The following is a 17,452-nucleotide window of genomic DNA, read 5'->3' on the forward strand; positions in this document are numbered from 1 at the left end:
TATTTGTCGCACATCTGTAACACGTCAGTGCACCGCACGTGACAATTTGAAAATAGGCAGAATCAGGGAACTGACGATCGTGCCCACCATGACGCCCATGACCAGCAGCATCACCGGTTCGGCCAGTTTCGACAGCCGCGCGAGCTGGCGCGTCAGCTCGCGGTCGTAGGAGTCGGCGATGCGGGCCATCACCCGGCCCAGCGTGCCGGTCGCTTCCCCGGTGGCGATCATCTGCCGCACGGCGACGGGGACGAACGGAGTATCCTCGAAACCCGCGGCGATCCCCTTGCCCTCCGTGACGTCGGCTTCCAGCGCGAGGATGAATTGCTGGATGTCGGCGTTGGGCACCACGGCGCGGCAGGCTTCCAGCGTTGCCAGGATGGTAACGCCCCGCTCCAGGGAAATGCCCATCACGCGCAGCAAGCGGGTCATGTAGATCTTGGCGAAGATGTCGCGGACCAGGGGCGCGCGCAGCTTCATGCGGTCGATGCCGGCCTGCACGTCCGGCCTGCGGGTCAACAGCCAGCCACCACCGCAGAGCATTGCAACGGCGCCCGCGACGAGCGCGCCGTGCTGCGTCAGCACATTGGAGAGCGCGAGCAGCACGCGCGTGGTCCATGGCAGCTGTTCATGGATCGACGCGAACAGCGGGGAAAATTTCGGAAACACCGACACCAGGATGAACAGCACCACGGCGCCGGAAAACGCCATCAGGAACAGCGGATACGAGAGCGCCGAGACCAGCGTGGCGCGCAGCCTTTCCTCGTTTTCATCCATCTCCACCAGCTGGACCAACACCTGGCCGAGGAAGCCGCCGGCCTCGCTGGCCGCCACCAGGTTCACGTACGTAACCGGGAACAGCGAGTGCTTCGCCAGCGCCTCCGAAAAGCGTGCGCCGGCCAGGATATCGTCCGACACCGTGGCGATCATCTGCCGCAGCTGGGGCTGGTCGCTCTGCTGGAGCAGCGACTGCAGCGCGGCGTGCAGTGGCACGCCGGTTTCCAGCAGCAGAGCAAGGCGCTCCGTGAACATGACGCGCTCGCGCACGCCGGGCGGCCGTTCGCCGAAGCTGAGCTTCAGCGCCGCGCGCGGCGCAGCGGCGGACTCTGGCGGGTCGAGTTCGATCGGCATGTGGGGATCTGTGTTACAGGCTGTGCACCGCGCGGGCGATTTCTTCCGGGGTCGTGTAGCCGTCGAAGGCGCGAGACATGCCATCGGCGTACAGGTCGTGGTGACCGGTGGCATTCACATGGGCCGCCATCTGGTCCTTGCTGGCGTTCGCCACGATCATGCGCTGCAGGTCGGTGTTCACCTCCAGCAGCTCATAGATGCCCATGCGTCCCTTGTAGCCGGAGTCGTAGCACGCCGGGCAGCCGCGGCCGCGCACCAGGCGCAGATCGCCCTTGCCGCGCCAGCGGTACGCGGCCGCCGCTTCCGGCGTGGCCAGGTAGCTGGTGCGGCAGCCCTGGCACACGCGGCGCACCAGGCGCTGCGCCATCACGCCGATCAGCGCCGACGACAGCAAGTACGGTTCCACGCCCATCTCGACCAGGCGCGACACGGCGCCCAGCGTATCGTTGGTGTGCAGCGTAGTCAGCACCAGGTGCCCCGTCAGCGCGGCCTGCACCGCGATCTCGGCGGTCTGGCGGTCGCGGATCTCGCCGATCATGATGATGTCGGGATCCTGCCGAAGCACGTGCTTGAGGATCTTCGGGAAGGTCAGCCCGATCGCATCGTTGACCTGGTTCTGGTTGATGATGTCGAGCTGGTATTCGACCGGATCCTCGATCGTGACGATGTTCTTCTCGATGCTCTTCAAGTGGCTGATCGCCGCGTACAGGCTGGTGGTCTTGCCGCTGCCGGTGGGCCCGGTGACCAGGATCAGGCCGTGACTGCGCCCCAGCAGGCGCTTGAACGCCGTGACCGCGCCGTCGTTCATGCCCAGCTTGTCCACGTCGAGGATCGACTGGTTCTTGTCGAGCACGCGCAGCACCACCTTTTCGCCGTAGATGCCGGGCAGCGACGAAAAGCGCAGGTCGACGGTGCGGCCCTGCGTCGCTACCTGGATGCGGCCGTCCTGCGGCAGCCGGCGCTCGGCGATGTCCAGGTTGGCCATTACCTTCAGGCGCGACACGATGGCCGGGTGCTGGTCCGCTTTCGGCGCCATCACTTCGTACAGGATGCCGTCGATGCGCAGGCGGATGCGTGCGCGATTGCGCGAGATCTCGATGTGGATGTCGCTGGCGCTGTCGCGGATGGCCCGCTGGATCACCGCGTTGACCATGTTGATCACCGGGCTGGCGCCGGCCATCTCGTCGATCTGCGTATAGTCGTCGGGGATCGTCGACTCGATCAGTTCGAGGTCGCTGGCCTCCGTGTGCACGAACTCGGGCAGCACGCCGCCATAGGCATCGTCGGCCACGCGGCGGATATCGGCCGGCGGCGCGATGGCAATGCGGATGCGGCAGCCCGTGCGGCTGCGCAGCTCGTCGATATGGTGGATCGCCTGGGGATCGGCGCTGGCCACCGTCAGCGTGTCGCGCACCTGGAACAGCGGGAGCACGTTCAGGCGGCGCGCGGTGTCCTTGTCCAGGATGGCCAGCGCGGCCGGGTCATACAGCCCGGCGCGCAGGTTGACGTAAGGCAGGCCGAGCTGGTCGGCCAGCGCGCCGTACAGCGCCGCCTCGGATATCCACTTGCGCTCGACCATGATCAGGCCCATGCGCTTGCCGGTCTGTTCCTGCAGGCGCGCCGCCTCGGCGACCTGTTCGGCGGTGGCGGCGCCCCGCTCGACGAGGATGTCGCCCAGCTTGCTGCCGGACTCGCGCGGGTGCCGCGCCGCCGCCGCCCGGGTATCGAACGGCGGCAGCTCCTCCTGCAAGCCGGTGGCGGCCAGGATCTCCTGCAGCAGCGGATTCGGGTAAGCCAGCTTGAGCCACCCGCCCAGGCCCGCCAGCCGGCCGGCCATGTCGGCCATCATGCCCAGAGCGCGGCCGGACAGCAGCGGCACCTTGCCAAGGTCGATGACGATCGACACCTGGTGCTGGCCGATGCATTCGTTCAGCGCCGCCTCGAGCGCGCGCACGGCCTCGTCGGCCACGAGCGCGGTCACCGGCGCGAGATACGTCATCGCGCCGATTCGGCTGCGGGTGATCGTCTCCCCGCCGGCAAGCCCGGTCGTCATGCGGCCGCGGTCTCCGGCCTGGTGTCGCGGGCGATGCCGAACGCGGCGATCCACTCCGGCTCGGCGCGGCACAGCTGGGCGAAGGCATCGACGACACCCGGGTCAAGCTGCATGCCGGCCACCCGCGCGATCTCGGCCATCGCCACCTCATGGCTGCGGCCGGCGCGGTAGGCACGGGAGCTGGTAATGGAGTCGTACGTGTCGGCCACCGCGATGATGCGCGCGTTATAGGGAATGTCGTTGCCCTCCAGGCCATGCGGGTAGCCGGTGCCATCGTACTTTTCCTGGTGGTGCCGGGCGCCCGGCACCGCGCCCTTCAGCCGGTCGATGTGGCGCAGGATCTCGTAGCTGCGTTCCGGGTGCACCATGATGAAGGTGAACTCGTCGCGCGTCAGGCGGCCCGGCTTGCACAGCACCGCGTCGGGTATGCCGATCTTGCCCACGTCGTGCAGCAGTGAACCCCAGAACAGGTTGTCCAGCTCGCGCGGAGGCAGGCGCAGCGCCCTGCCGATCTCCATCGAGATATGGTGCACGCGCTCGGAATGGCCGCGGGTGTAAGGGTCCTTGGCCTCTACCGCCTCGATCAGCGCGGCCGCCATCTGCTGGTTGAATTTGCTCGTTTCGGCCAGCATGCTGTGCATGCGCGACAGGCTCGACAAATGGTTGGCCAGCACTTCGCCCAGCTTGCGGTCGCTGTTCGTGAAGTCGGCCTTCTCCGCGTGGTTCAGCAGCACCAGGATCGCCACCACGGATTTGTCCTGGAACACCGGGCAGCACAGGATCTTGAATGGCATGTCGGTGAAGATATAGGCGCGGCGCGGATCGGTCGCATCGTTCATCACGATCGGCTGGCGCGAGGAGTGCGTAAAGCGATAGAGGTCGCCGCGCATCTCCACCAGCACCAGGTCGAGGTTGTGGATCGGCGCCGAGAGATTGGTGGCCGAGACGCACAGGTTGTCGCCCGGCTTGATGAAGGCAGCCACGTCGGCGTTCATGTGTTCGGCCCAGCTTTCCAGCAGGCCGCCGAACACGTCCTCGCCACTCGTCATTTCCTGGACCTGGCGATCGATCGCGTAGACCAGGTGCAGTTCTTCGTAGCGGTCGGACAGTTCGCCGGCCATTGCGTTCAGTTCGCCGTGCGTGACGAAGTCGTCACCGATCGTCGCGGCGATGTCTTCCAGCGCCTCGGCCAGCGCATCCCACTCGAATGGGGCCGCCGCCGTTCCGTCGACGCGGGCAACGCGCACGGCGAGCCAGCCGAGCGTGCGGCCTTTCGACCTGACCGGCTGGTACAGCAGCGTGGCATCGGGCGTATCGTGCCGCTGCATGCCGTCGCCATCTGCCTGCCATGCGAACCCTTGCGGGTTCAGGTGCAGCAGCCAGTGCTCCAGGTCGGCGTGCTCCGGCGCAGTCCAGCAGGGCACGCCGGCAGCGTCGCAGATTGCCAGCGCCTGGTCGGCGCCGGTGATGCGCTGCAGCCAGCGGGCGTGGCGGGAATGATCGAGACTGGACAGGAAACTACGCGGCATGGCTGGACTCCAACGGGTTGCTCTCTGCCTCACGGGCAGCGAAGTGGCGCCCCAGCCGCGCCACCAGCTGGCGCGGACTGAGGGGTTTTTCAAGAAATTCGGTATGGGGCAGTTCGCGCGCCCAGGCACGCTCGTCGAGCGCCGTCATCGATGTCATCACGAGGATCAGGAACGAATGGTCCGGGTACGTGCTGCGCGCCAGCGGGCACAGCGTGCGGCCATCCATGCCATCCATCTGGATATCGCTGATCAGTACATCGGGCAGGCGCTGGGCCATCGCCGCCAGCGCGGCATGGCCGTCGCTGGCAGTGGCCACGCTGTAGCCTTCGCGTTCCAGTGCCAGCCGCAGCACACGCAGCACGTGCGGCTCGTCGTCCACGAGCAGGATGTGATATTGGGTCATAGGACAGGCGCGCCGCTTGCGACAGGCGCGCTTTTCAGGTAAATGGAGAACGTGCTGCCGATGCCCAGTTCGCTGTCGACGACAATCCGGCCATGGTGCAGTTCGACGATCTGCGCAGCCAGGTACAGCCCCAGACCATGGCCGCCGCGGGCGGCCGGCGTGCCGCTTTCACTGACACGGTAGAACTTTTCAAAGATGCGGTCGCGGTCCGGCGCGGCGATGCCGATGCCGGTATCGCGCACGCTGATCACGATCTCGTGGCCGTCATTGCGGGCTGCCAGCGTGACGCTGCCGTCCGGCCGGTTGTATTTGATCGCGTTGGTCAGCAGGTTGTTCAGCGCGATGCGGAACAGGTCCTTGTCGATGGTGACCGCGTCCAGCTCGCGTGGCATGTCGAGGATCACGCTCAGGCCCTTGCCCTGGGCGCGCGGCATCGCCTGGTCGTAGGCGTCGCGCAGCAGGTCGTCGAGCCGCACGCGGTTGCGTTCCGGTGCCATGCTGCCGGCATCGAGCTTGCTGACGTTGAGCAGGTTCCCCACCAGCGCATTCATGCGTTCGATTTCATCCTGGATCACGTTCAGCGATTCCACCCGCAGGCTTTCCTCGTCGCTGTCGGCCAGCATTTCGGCATACATGCCGATCACGTTAAGCGGGGATTTCAGCTCGTGCGACACGTGCGCCACGAAGTCGTTGCCGGCCTGGCGCGCGAGGTGTTCGCGGGTGACGTCGCGCAGCACCACCAGCGTACCGAACACCATGGCACCCTGGCCACCGCTCAGCGGCTGAGCGGTGGCGCACAGTTGCCGGCCTTCCACGCTGGCCGACGCGAATTCCACGCTTTGCGGGCGGGCGCCATCGCGCGAGGCGCCGCTGTAGCGGGCCAGCAGGGCGCGCAACGCCGGATCGCGGCACCAGGCATCGACCGGCTGGCCCAGCAGTGCATCGGCGGACATGCCCAGCAGCGGCTCAACCTTGCCGGAAACGAAGGTGACGTCGCCGCCCGGGTCGAGCATCAGGAGGCCGTCCGGCAGCGAGTGCAGCGCGGCATTGAGCTTCTTGCTGCCATATTGCAGCAGGCGGTTGTCGGCCGTCGAATTGCGTTCGCCCAGTTCTAGCCGGGCGATGCGTTCGCCTGCCTGGGCCAGGTAACCCTGCATGCCCGTCACCAGTTCGCGCACGTCTTCCGCCTTCACGGCAGGCTGCTCCGGCGCGGCAAGCTGGCGCAACTGGTCGTGCAGGCCTGCCAGCGGCGCCATTTCACGCTTGATCAACAGGTAGATCACCGGTACGACAAGGAACATCATCAATGCCAGCAAGGCCAGGAACGATACGTCGCGCGCCAGCACGGCAAAACGCGGCTGATGAAAGCCCACGCGCACGAAAACCGTGCCGTTGCTACGGTCGGCCATCGGGCCATAGAACTCGCGCAGCGCTGGACCAGCCGGGGAAGCGGGAATCTCGCGCTCGGCGAATCCCGCCACCGCATCGGCAGGCAGCGGTGCATGCGGCGTCATGGTGCCGCGGCTCGCCACTTCGGCCAGCGTACGGCCGTCGGCGCCAGCGATCGCGGCATACGCGAAATTGCCATCGTCGTGGTAGGCCAGCAGCGCATTCAGCAGGCCCGTGGTCCTGCCGTCATCGAGCTGCGTCACGGGGATGCCGCTCAATGACTTTGCCAGTGCAACGCCCTTCACCCTCACCTGTGCCGCCTGACTGTCCTGCTGGCGCACAACCAGCAGCGTGACCACGAGTGTGATCGCAGCGAGCGCGCAGGCGATCAGAATGATGCCAATACGATTGAGCTTCATGTCAGGCTTTGGGATGAGAGCGACGGAGGAAGATGCGACTATAGAATGAAAGTTGCAGTGAGGCAAATTGTTTCTGGCGTCGCTGCGCGTGAAACAACAACTTTCGTCGATCTCTTTTTAAGTGAACAACATCGTCAGCCCGCTTGGGGGCATAGTCAGCACGTACGCTGGTGGATGCTGGCGGGTATACTGGCTGCCTGTCCTTCCCACCCCACCCCACCCTGACATGCGTGTGCAATCCCTGAACGGCATTACCCTGGAATCCTTGCTTACCCGCCTGGTCGAGCACTATGGCTGGCACGAGCTGGGCCGCCGCATCGACATCAATTGCTTTCGGAGCGAGCCGAGCGTGAAGTCCAGCCTGAAGTTCCTGCGCCGCACGCCATGGGCACGCACACAAGTGGAAGCACTGTTCCTGGATACCGAATTCCTGAATGATGGGGATGGCCTGGCCTGCCACGAGGCCGGCGCTTCCTGGGGCACGCGGCAGCGGTAAATCCACTCGCCGCCACCCTTGTCGGTGCGGCCGATTGTCCAGCCCACACTGTCGTAGCGCGTGCTTTCCGTGTTGCCAGTCGCATCCAGGTGCCAGATGATCCGGCCCATGGCGTTATGGCGGAACTGCCCGGTCGCGTCGTGCGCATTCACGACGACGCGGGCGTCCAGCCCGGCGTCGGTGTGCTCGCTGAAGGATCCGCCGGCGAAGATCGATGTGACGTAGCGGGTCTGGCTGGTGACGTTGCCCAGCGCATCGTAGGTGTAGTTCTGCACGTAGCCCAACGGATCGACGCTTGAACCATGCGATTGGCGGCGTCGAGACGCTGGTGACGAACAGTGCCTTCCGGGGCCACCGCGTAGAGCAGCTGGCCATGCCGGTCGCAGGCCATCAGGCTGACGCGGTCTTCTACCTTCAGCCGATACCGGACCAACGCCAGACACACCCCGATGTGAATTGAGTCACGAAAAACGGCGAATCGCCAATCCAAAATATGAATGCGTCATATGGATAATAGTGGCTGTTTCACCGAAAGCTCGCGGATTACACTCGGCTCCATCTTGACTCAGCATGGAGAATCTGCATGGCCTTCTTGAGAAATTGCTGGTATGTGGCAGCGTGGGATCACGAGGTGGGCAAGGACGATCTGTTCCGTCGCACGCTGCTGAGCGAACCGTTGATGTTCTTTCGCGATACGGCCGGCGTGCCGCATGCCCTGCTCGACCGCTGCCCGCACCGCTTCGCCCCTCTGTCGAAAGGTACCCACAAGGGCGACTGCGTGAAATGCCCTTATCATGGGCTCGAGTTCGATGCCACCGGCGCCTGCGTCCACAACCCGCACGGCAATGGCGTCATTCCGAAGGCGGCTGTCGTTCGGGCGTATCCGACCATCGAGCGCTACAGCGTGATCTGGGTGTGGATGGGCGACACCGGGAAGGCCGATCCAGCGCTGATCCCCGACTTTTCCTGCATGGATCCGGCAACCAACCATGTTGGCAAGCGCTACCTGCATGCGCGCGCCAATTACGTGCTGGAGACCGACAACATCCTCGACCTGTCCCACATCGAATTCCTGCATCCCGGTACCTTGGGCAGCCCGGGAGTCAAGGACGCGATCACGCGGGTCGAGCAACAAGGCAACCAGGTCACCATCTACCGGAGCACGGTCAACGACCACATGTCGCCCTTCCTCTACGACGCGATGGGACTGCCGCAGGGCATCGCGGTGGACCGGTGGTTCGACGTACGCTGGAATGCGCCGGCCTGCATGCTGCTCGACGCCGGGGCAACCCCAACCGGGGAACCGCGCCAGCACGATCCGGGCGCGCCAATGTTCCCCCACCTGTTCAGCCCTGAAACCGAAAGCTCGACGCATTACTGGTACGCGACAACGATGGCGCGCTCCGCCGGCCCGCACGGCGAAGCCGTCGTGGAGAGCATTGTGGCGGGCGCCAGGCAGCCATTCGAGCAAGAGGACCTGCCGATGCTCGAAGCCCAGCAGGCAGCGATCGGCGACCGCGATTTCTGGTCGATGAAGCCAGTTCTGCTGGCAGGCGATGCCGGTGCGATCCGCGCGCGGCGCGTACTCGACAAGCTGATCGCCGACGAGCTTGGCGCTGGAAACCTTGCATGCTCCGGAGTGGCCAACTGATCGTCCGGGTGGCCAGCAAGCTTCCTTTGCTGGTCGTGGCGCTGGTCGTATGGAGGGCCGTTTCGCGCTGCATCCCGCCGTCGTAGCCGACCTGCGTCGCGTATCGCATAATCGAGGCTGGCCGGGCTTGCGAGTGATGGGTGCGGGCTCGATTGACCTTCCCGAAACACTTGCTCGGCACCGATGAATCGCTAACCCGGGCGTGCGCTTGTCACGCCTTCATGCAGGATGAATGATGATTGCAAAGACCGTTGTGGTAATGATCGGATTTTCAACGATGTTTTCCGCCACCGCTCAGGACCGCTCCCCTTCACAGCCTGATCCGAAAGCTACGGAAGTATGGGCAGCGGAACCCGGGCGCGTCGTTCCGGGCTCCTCGACCAGTGCGCCCTCGGATGCGATCGTACTGTTCGGCGGACAGGATCTTCGCGAATGGGTTTCGACCACATCGCCCGACAAGCCGGCCAACTGGATCGTCAGGGACGGCGTGTTCACCGTGCGCTCCGGCAGCGGCAACATCCAGACCAGGCGGCTGTTCACGGACTACCAGATTCACCTGGAGTGGCGCGTGCCGGCATCGGCGACGGGAAGCGGTCAAGGCAAGGGAAACAGCGGCCTGTTCCTGGCCTCGACCGGCATCGACAGCGGTTACGAGATCCAGATTCTCGACTGCGCAGATAACAGGACATATGCCAATGGGCAGGCAGCCAGCATCTACAAACAGCACATCCCGCTGGTCAATGCGTGCGCCGCTGCCGGAGAATGGCAGACCTACGACGTCATCTGGACCGCACCGCGTTTTGCCAACGATGGCGCATTGCTGTCACCCGCGTATGTCACCGCCCTGCACAATGGTGTACTGGTGCAGAACCATGTCGCGCTCCAGGGAGAGTCGGTATATGCCGGCAAGCCGTCTTATCGCAAACATGGTCCCGCGCCGATCAAGCTGCAGGATCATGGCGATGCGGTCAGCTTCAGGAATGTCTGGGTGAGGCCGCTCTCCGGCACGGCTTCGTTGCCTTGACCGGTGCCAACGGCAAGCCAGAGCCAGCCCTAGTATGTACCCGGGTGCTGAGCGGCGAAGTGGATGCTGCTGGTAACCTGGCGATCCAGCAGCAAGACATCGAAGATCGCCCCCGGTCAAAGCCGGGTGATGCGCTCCCGCTTGGCAGCGATGCCGGCACGTCGAGGCGGTCGGCCTTGCGGCGGGCACGTTGGACACGCAGGCCTGCTGACGCGGAGGGGCGTCACGCCGGCCGCATCGGACCGGCAATGGTCCTGGTTTCCAGCAGCATCAGGGCCTGCTTTGGTTCCAGTTCCGCGAGCCGACGGGCATCCGCATCGCCTGCCAGCCCGATAACGTGGCAGCATTGGTTGCGTCCCGCCGCCTTGGGGCGATACAGCGCCATATCGGCCAGGGCAATGGCGCGTTCCCAATCCAGGGTGGGTGGGGGCACGCCAGCCAGCGGCAGTTCGATCAATCCCGCACTGGCTGTGATGTCCAGCTCGACGCTGCCGGCCTGGATCGGCGCGCTGCCGATCGCTGCCAGGATGCGCGCGCCCAGCATGGCGGCCGGGGCGCCCTGCTTCCCGCGGAAATGGATCACGAATTCCTCGCCGCCCCAGCGCAGCACGGTATCACCGTCGCGCACGGCCTGTTGCAGGCGCCGCGCCACCTCTACCAGCACCTGATCGCCGGCGCCGTGGCCGTGCGTATCGTTGACCCGCTTGAAGTGGTCGATATCGAGGATCATGTAGATGTCGCTCGCCGGCGCATCGGCGCGGCGGCGCTCCAAGGGAACCGCCGCAAGGTCGGCACGCATTTTCTCGACAAAGGAGCGGCGGTTGTACAAGCCGGTCAGCGCATCGCGCTCGGCGTGGTACTCGAGCCTGGTGTTCAGTTCGCGCAACTGACTGTTCGATTCGCCGGCGCGGCGGTACAGCACGAACACGAATCCTCCTACCGCGAGCAGCAGCAGTGCCACCAGTGCCAGGGCCAACTGTTTCAGTTCACGATTGCGGATGTCGGCGTCCTTCAGCAGGTTTTCCTCTTGCAATTGCTGAATGCGGCGGTGGTTCTCGGCTTGCGCGATCCTGTCCTGTAGCGCGGCCACCGCATTGGCGCGGTCGATCGTAAACTGCCTGCGCTCCAGCGCCTGCTGTTCGCGCAGCACCGCCATGCCTTCCCTGTAGAGTCCAACGCGCTCGAGCAGGCTGGCCTTTTCGTCGAGCATGCCGGAAAGCGCCTGCAGGTTGCCATCCTCGCGGAACTTGGCGATCGCGCCGTCCACCAGCGGTCTTGCGGCGGCAATGTCTCCTTGCCCGCCCAGCGCGAAGCCGAGATTTGCCCGCGCCATCAACTGGGCGGACTCGTCGTGGCTGCGCGACGCGACGGCCAGCGCATCGCGGGCCAGTTGCTCGGCCTCGCGCCAGCGGTGGCGGCGCAGCGCCAGGTCGGCCATGTTGCCCAGTACATGCGTTTCCATCACATCGATGCCGCCAGCCCGGGCGATTTCCAGTGCACGCTGGAATGCCGCATGCGCATCGGGGAGCCGGCCGAGGTTGACCAGCACCTGGGCCCGTGTGAAGTGAAGATGGCTGCGCATGCGTGGGCGCAACGCATTGGCGTAGGGCGCCGCCTCGTCCACGTGGCGCAATGCCTGGACGGGATCCTTCGATGCGTTGTACAGCTGCCCGAGGTTCATCAGCGCCTCCGCCCGTGCAGCGGCCGGGTGCGCCAGACGGCCCGCCAGTGCCCGCCCTGCTTCGTAATGCGCCAGCGTGCGCTCATACTCGCTATTGAGAAGGTGGAGCCTGCCAAACGACATCTGCGCTGCGAAATTCACTTCCGGCATCGAGGCAAGGTCGAAATCTCTCTCCAAGCTTTCTTTGGCGGCCTTCGCGGCGGCGAAATTGTAGGCACGGATCTGGTCATCCAGGTCGCCGAGGGCCGCCTGGGCCATCGCAAGCCGGTCGTGGTAGTGCTTGCCGAGCAAGCGCAGCCGCGCATTCAGTGCCGCAGCCATGTGTCTGGGTTACCAGCGAAGGAGACAAAAATGACGGAGTCAAAAAGGCGCAACGAGATGCTTTCTCTGCTCGACCGGCATCAAAGTGCGACAGTCCAGGAGTTGGGAGCGTGGCTCGGCGCGTCGCCTGCCACTGTTCGGCGCGACATTGCCTGGCTAGCAAGGCATCAATTGCTGCGGCGAGTCCGTGGCGGCGCGACACAGGCCCCGTGCTCTACCTTGCGCCCGCTACGCGCAGCGTCTTTCGTCGAGAACCTGCGATGCCAGGTAGCCAGCAAACGCGCCATCGCACGCCAGGCAGCGGCCCTGTGCAACGCTGGCGAGAGCATTGTGATCGGCGCAGGGACTACGACGTACATGATGGCGGAGTATTTGGGCGAAAAGCGTTTGCAAATCTTGACCAATTCGTTCGCTATGGCTAACCATTTGCTTCACTCTGGCGAACATGATGTGACCGTGCCTGGCGGCTCCGTGTACCGTGACCAGAACATTATCTTCTGTCCCTTCGATGAGGGCGAACCACCCTATGCCCGTGCAACGAAGATGTTCACAGGCATAGGCGGTATTGCCGCATCCGGCTTGATCGAGACCGATCACATGCTGATCCGCGCCCAGCTACGGCTGCGTTCCCAGGCGGAAGAGCTGATTGTCCTAGCTGACAGCTCGAAATTCAATAGCATCGGCGGATTGATTTTGTGCGGTCTGAACAAGGTCAGCCGGGTAATCACGGACTGCTACATCCCAACCGATGCCTGCAGCATGCTGCGTGACGCTGGCGTTCGGGTCGACATCGTCGATCCGCTACCAGGTGCTGAAGTCCGTCATTAGCCACAATCGCCATCAACCTGTTGCTGCTGCAATTCATCGGGCGACACCGCCCCTTGAAGTGAGCCGTGCCGAGTGGCGCGGCTTTCATCCCCACGACCTCAGACCTCCCAGCGCTTCCCTGCCGGTCGTTCCTACTTTGCGCGTCTCTGATTCCGACATTATGCAGCTTCCCTTCAAACGCAAAACCGTTTTGGCCGTCACGGCCTTTTTTGTAATCGTCCTGATTGCCATCGCCATTGTGGTCAACCGTGCTCCGATTACTTCCGCACCAAAGGCCGCCTCAGGCGCATCGCAAGCTCGGCTGCCGGTGCTCAGCGTCACGGTCGAGACGCCGGTCATCCAAGAAATGGATACCGTCCTGGCCGCGCATGGCGAAATTGGAGCATGGCAGGAGGCGGTTATCGGCGCCGAAACAAGCGGGATGCGGCTGGAACGTGTGCTTGCCGCGGTAGGCGATCACGTCAATGCCGGCCAGGTATTGGCGACCTTCGCTTCTGACGCCGCGAAAGCGGATATCGCGGTAGCGGAAGCGGCCTTGTCCGAAGCGAAGGCACTATCGATCGAAGCGGCCGGCAATGCCGGGCGGGCTCGCGCGCTACGCCCAAGCGGTGCAATGTCCGAGCAACAAGTCAGCCAAATCCTCACTGCAGAGCATACGGCCATTGCCCGCGTCGAGTCGGCGCAGGCAATGCTTGCCTCGCGCAAATTACAACTGAAGTACACAACGCTGCGCGCGCCGGACGCCGGCATCATTTCGGCGCGCGACGCAACCGTGGGCGCTGTGCCCGCACAGGGCACCGAGCTGTTTCGAATGGTTCGCCAGGGCCGCCTTGAGTGGCGCGCGGAGGTGCCAGGGTCGGAACTGGGCAAACTTAGGCACGGCATGGGGGCAGATGTCATCGGTCCGGAGGGCAGCCGCCTGCGCGGACGAATTCGCGCTTTCGGAGCCATCGTCGACAGTGCGAGCCGCAACGCACTGGTCTACGTCGACCTCGACCGGCTGGGCTCAGCTGGCACACTGCGACCAGGCATTTATGCTCGCGGGGAGTTCAATTTGGGGCACACCAAGGCCCTTACGGTGCATCAGCAGGCCGTCGTCCTGCGTGATGGCTTCAACTATGTATTTCGCCTGCGGCCCGACGGCCATGTCGCGCAAACGCGCGTGACAGTCGGGCGCCGCACTGGTGACCGCGTGGAAATCGTCGACGGACTAAAGCCTGGAGTTCCCATCGTTTTACAGGGAGGAGCGTTCTTGAACGACGGCGACCTAGTGCGCCACGATGCCAAAGCCGCTGCGACGCTCGCGATTGCGAAGGAATATCCATGAACCTGTCTGCGTATTCGATCAAAAACCCGGTACCGGCAATCATGCTGTTCGCCCTGCTGACCTTGGCGGGCCTGTTGGCCTTTCGCGCCACTCCGATCCAGGACAATCCCGACATCGAAGTGCCATTCGTCACGGTCAGCGCGAACTTGCCAGGCGCGGCGCCCGCCCAGCTCGAAACCGAGGTTGCCCGAAAAATTGAGAATTCGATCGCCACCCTCGAGGGCGTGAAGAGCATCAGCACACAGATTCTGGACGGAACGGCGAACAGCACTGTTGAATTCAACGTCGACAAGGTGCTGGACGTGGCCGTGGTCGAAGTGCGTGACGCGGTGATGCGTGTGCGTGCCGACCTGCCGCGCGATTTGCTCGACCCTATCATCACGAAGCGCTCCACCGCCGGCCAGTCGGTCCTGACCTTCAGCGTGACAAGCGCCCGGAACGGCGAGATGGATGAACAGGCCATCAGCTGGTTTGTCGACAATACAGTCATGCGCGACCTCCTCAGTGTTCCTGGCGTTGGTGCAGTCAGCCGCATCGGCGGTGTCAGTCGCGAGGTCCGCATCGAACTGGATCCCGTGCGCATGGCTGCGCTGGGCGTGACAGCGGAAGAAGTGTCGACCCAACTGCGTGTGGCACAGGCCGAAGCGCCCGGGGGGCGCGGCGATATCGGCGGCGCCGAGCAGTCGATCCGTGCGATCGCAACCGCTGGCAGCGCAATGGACCTTGGCCGTCTCGATATTCCGCTGCGCGGCGGCCGCCACGTACAGTTGGATCAAATCGCCAAAATCAGCGACACGGTCGCCGAGCAGCGTGCGCTGGCCCGTCATAACGGCGAGCGAGTGATTGGATTCGAAGTGTACCGGACGAGAGGCGCCAGCGAAGTCGATGTAGCACGGGGGGCCAGAGCGGCGGTAAAGCAACTGCAGGCAGCTCACCCAGGGATCCGCCTGGACATCGTGATCGACAATGTGACCGCGGTCGAAGAGAATTTCGACGGTTCGATGACGCTGCTGTACGAAGGAGCCATCCTGGCCGTTCTCGTCGTTTGATGGTTCTTGCGCGACTGGAGAGCGACTGTGGTCGCCGCCTCCGCGTTGCCGTTGTCGGTCATACCGGCATTTCTTGGCATGGCCTATTTCGGCTTCACGCTCAATACGGTCACACTGCTTTCGTTGGCGCTGGTGATTGGCGTGCTGGTTGACGACGCGATTGTAGAAATCGAGAATATCATGCGCCATCTGCAGATGGGCAAGACACCATTCGAGGCGGCGATGGAAGCCGCCAACGAGATCGGCATGGCGGTCATTGCGACCACCCTCGCGCTCGTTGCCGTGTTTCTGCCGACCGCATTCATGGGCGGTATCGCGGGGCGGTTCTTTAAGCAGTTCGGCTGGACGGCGGTGCTGGCGATCTTGGCCTCGCTGATGGTCGCGCGCTTGCTGACCCCGATGATGGCCGCTTTCATCCTCAAACCGACACCGCATGTCGAGCCACCGGACAGCGCGGTCATGCGCGCCTACATGACCATGATGCGCTGGTGCCTGCACCATCGCGGCACTACTGCCGCTACTGCAACACTATTTTTCGTTGGTTCGCTGATGTTAGTACCGCTGCTGCCAACCGGCTTTGTCCCGGTGGCAGACCGGGCGCAGACGCGGATCAGTCTCGAACTTCCTCCCGGCGCCACGCTGGCGGAAACTGACCGGACTGCCGAACTGGCACGGCTGGCGGCGATGCGAGTGCCCGGTGTGATTAGCTTATTCAGCTCGATAGGTGGCGGCGCTAGCGGCGACCCTTTCTCCGGAGGTGGTGGGACGGCCGCGGAAGTCCGCCGCGCCGCGCTCATGATCACAGTGTCCCATCGCTCGCTGCGCGAGGAAACCATGGGCGAGATCGAGGCTGCCGTGCGCCAGCGCCTAGCAAAGCTGTCAGGGGTACGCGTCAGCGTGGGTCAGGCGGCCACCGGGGCCAAGCTGCAGGTAGTGCTTCTCAGCGACGATATCCCGGCACTGACCCATGTGGCGCGCACGGTCGAGCGAGAGCTGCGGACCTTGCAAGGCATCGGCGGCGTCAGCTCCAGCGCCGCTTTGGTGCGCCCTGAAATCGTGATACGTCCGGATCTCGCGCGTGCCGCAGAAAAAGGAGTGACGGTGACGTCAATCGCCAATACCGTCAGAATTGCGACCGCGGGCGACTATGACATCAACCTGGCAAAGCTCAATCTGCCGGAGCGTCAGGTACCCATCCGTGTACGGTTTCCCGACACGGCCAGATCTGACATTGGCGAGCTGTCGCGCCTCACGGTTCCAGGTCGGGACGGGCCTGTCATGTTGGCGCATGTCGCCGGCCTGACCATGGACAGCGGACCGGCGCAGATCGCGCGCCTCGACCGCCGACGCAGCGTGACGCTGGAAGTTGAACTGGGTACCAGATCGCTTGGCGAGCTGGACACGCAGGTAAAGGCGCTTCCTTCGATGCAGGCAATGCCGGCAAGCGTGACGCACGGCGACCTGGGAGACACTCGAGAGATGGCAGCACTGTTCGAAAGCTTTGGCGTCGCGATGGCAATTGGCGTTCTGTGCATCTACGGTGTGCTGGTATTACTGTTCAAAGACTTTCTTCAGCCGCTGACGATTCTTGCCGCTCTCCCCCTTTCTATCGGAGGTGCATTTGTCGGGCTGCTGCTGACGAATAGCGCCTTATCGCTGCCATCGCTGATCGGCCTGATCATGTTGATGGGCATCGTCACCAAAAACTCGATCCTGCTGGTGGACTACGCGATCATTGCACGCCAACAGGGAGTGTCGCGTTTCGACGCCTTGGTCGATGCATGCCATAAGCGCAGCCGGCCGATCGTTATGACAACCATCGCCATGGCCGCAGGTATGTTTCCGCTTGCGATGGGCTGGGGAGCGGATCCGAGCTTCCGTTCGCCCATGGCGATCACGGTCATCGGAGGCCTGATTACTTCCACCCTATTGAGCCTGCTGGTCATTCCAGTAGTGTTCTCGTACATCGATGACGCCGAGCATGGGATGAGAGCACTACTGGGCCGGATGCGAAGAACAACCAGCGCTAAGGTTGGTGTCAGCTCCGTGCAGGACGCCTCTGAACAGAAGGCGCCGACCATCTGACAACTCTTGAAGAGGCTTTGTTGCGGCATGGTTGAAAGTAAGCGTAGAGCTTGCACCGTCTAGACA

12 protein-coding genes and 1 pseudogene are annotated in these 17,452 nt (G+C 63.9%); 7 read left to right on the forward strand and 6 right to left on the reverse strand.

What is annotated here, in order from left to right:
• Positions 1-24 precede the first annotated feature (24 nt).
• The 5 genes from ACY34H_RS10025 to ACY34H_RS10045 are packed head-to-tail and all read right to left on the reverse strand — an operon-like array spanning position 25 to position 6,924.
• The gene (locus ACY34H_RS10025) at positions 25-1,131 is read right to left on the reverse strand and encodes a type II secretion system F family protein (RefSeq protein WP_464977356.1); all 1,107 of its coding nucleotides are present in this window, start codon (positions 1,129-1,131) and stop codon (positions 25-27) included.
• Between the two features lie 13 nt (positions 1,132-1,144).
• Positions 1,145-3,184: an ATPase, T2SS/T4P/T4SS family gene (locus ACY34H_RS10030; RefSeq protein ID WP_464977357.1), complete on the reverse strand. Its 2,040-nt coding sequence runs from the start codon at positions 3,182-3,184 to the stop codon at positions 1,145-1,147.
• Positions 3,181-4,713 (reverse strand): HD domain-containing phosphohydrolase, encoded by a 1,533-nt coding sequence (locus tag ACY34H_RS10035; protein WP_464977358.1) that lies wholly within the window; start codon positions 4,711-4,713, stop codon positions 3,181-3,183. Before ACY34H_RS10035 ends, ACY34H_RS10030 begins: the two co-directional genes overlap by 4 nt.
• A complete protein-coding gene (locus ACY34H_RS10040; RefSeq protein ID WP_464977359.1) occupies positions 4,703-5,116 on the reverse strand; it encodes a response regulator in 414 nt (137 codons plus the stop codon). Before ACY34H_RS10040 ends, ACY34H_RS10035 begins: the two co-directional genes overlap by 11 nt.
• Positions 5,113-6,924, reverse strand: a complete 1,812-nt coding sequence (locus ACY34H_RS10045) for a PAS domain-containing sensor histidine kinase (RefSeq protein WP_464977360.1) — start codon at positions 6,922-6,924, stop codon at positions 5,113-5,115. Before ACY34H_RS10045 ends, ACY34H_RS10040 begins: the two co-directional genes overlap by 4 nt.
• Positions 6,925-7,150: 226 nt before the next feature.
• On the opposite strand from ACY34H_RS10045, the gene ACY34H_RS10050 reads away from it, so the two are divergent.
• The 4 genes from ACY34H_RS10050 to ACY34H_RS10065 all read left to right on the forward strand — a co-directional run bounded on the left by ACY34H_RS10050 (position 7,151) and on the right by ACY34H_RS10065 (position 10,095).
• Positions 7,151-7,420 (forward strand): VF530 family protein, encoded by a 270-nt coding sequence (locus ACY34H_RS10050; protein ID WP_464977361.1) that lies wholly within the window; start codon positions 7,151-7,153, stop codon positions 7,418-7,420.
• Between the two features lie 295 nt (positions 7,421-7,715).
• Entirely contained in the window at positions 7,716-7,880 is a 165-nt protein-coding gene (locus tag ACY34H_RS10055) for a hypothetical protein (RefSeq protein WP_464977362.1), read from the forward strand.
• 123 nt (positions 7,881-8,003) lie between these two features.
• Positions 8,004-9,071 carry a Rieske 2Fe-2S domain-containing protein gene (locus ACY34H_RS10060; RefSeq protein ID WP_464977363.1) on the forward strand — a complete coding sequence of 356 codons (1,068 nt, stop codon included), beginning with the start codon at positions 8,004-8,006 and terminating at the stop codon, positions 9,069-9,071.
• Between the two features lie 232 nt (positions 9,072-9,303).
• Positions 9,304-10,095: a 3-keto-disaccharide hydrolase gene (locus ACY34H_RS10065; protein ID WP_464977364.1), complete on the forward strand. Its 792-nt coding sequence runs from the start codon at positions 9,304-9,306 to the stop codon at positions 10,093-10,095.
• A gap of 223 nt (positions 10,096-10,318) precedes the next feature.
• On the opposite strand, the gene ACY34H_RS10070 is transcribed toward ACY34H_RS10065, so the two are convergent.
• Positions 10,319-12,097, reverse strand: a complete 1,779-nt coding sequence (locus ACY34H_RS10070; protein ID WP_464977365.1) for a GGDEF domain-containing protein — start codon at positions 12,095-12,097, stop codon at positions 10,319-10,321.
• Between the two features lie 30 nt (positions 12,098-12,127).
• Between ACY34H_RS10070 and ACY34H_RS10075 the strand changes: the two genes are divergently transcribed.
• The 3 genes and pseudogenes from ACY34H_RS10075 (at position 12,128) to ACY34H_RS10085 (ending at position 17,386) form a co-directional block, all read left to right on the forward strand.
• Positions 12,128-12,925, forward strand: coding sequence for a DeoR/GlpR family DNA-binding transcription regulator (locus tag ACY34H_RS10075; RefSeq protein ID WP_464977366.1), 798 nt, complete (start codon positions 12,128-12,130; stop codon positions 12,923-12,925).
• On the forward strand, positions 12,864-14,252 hold the full coding sequence (locus ACY34H_RS10080) for an efflux RND transporter periplasmic adaptor subunit (RefSeq protein ID WP_464977367.1): 1,389 nt from the start codon (positions 12,864-12,866) through the stop codon (positions 14,250-14,252). Before ACY34H_RS10075 ends, ACY34H_RS10080 begins: the two co-directional genes overlap by 62 nt.
• Positions 14,249-17,386: pseudogene (locus ACY34H_RS10085) on the forward strand (efflux RND transporter permease subunit). The gene ACY34H_RS10080 and the pseudogene ACY34H_RS10085 overlap by 4 nt, the downstream one beginning before the upstream one ends.
• Positions 17,387-17,452 lie beyond the last annotated feature (66 nt).

This window comes from Pseudoduganella sp. jia 9, from assembly GCF_055502615.1.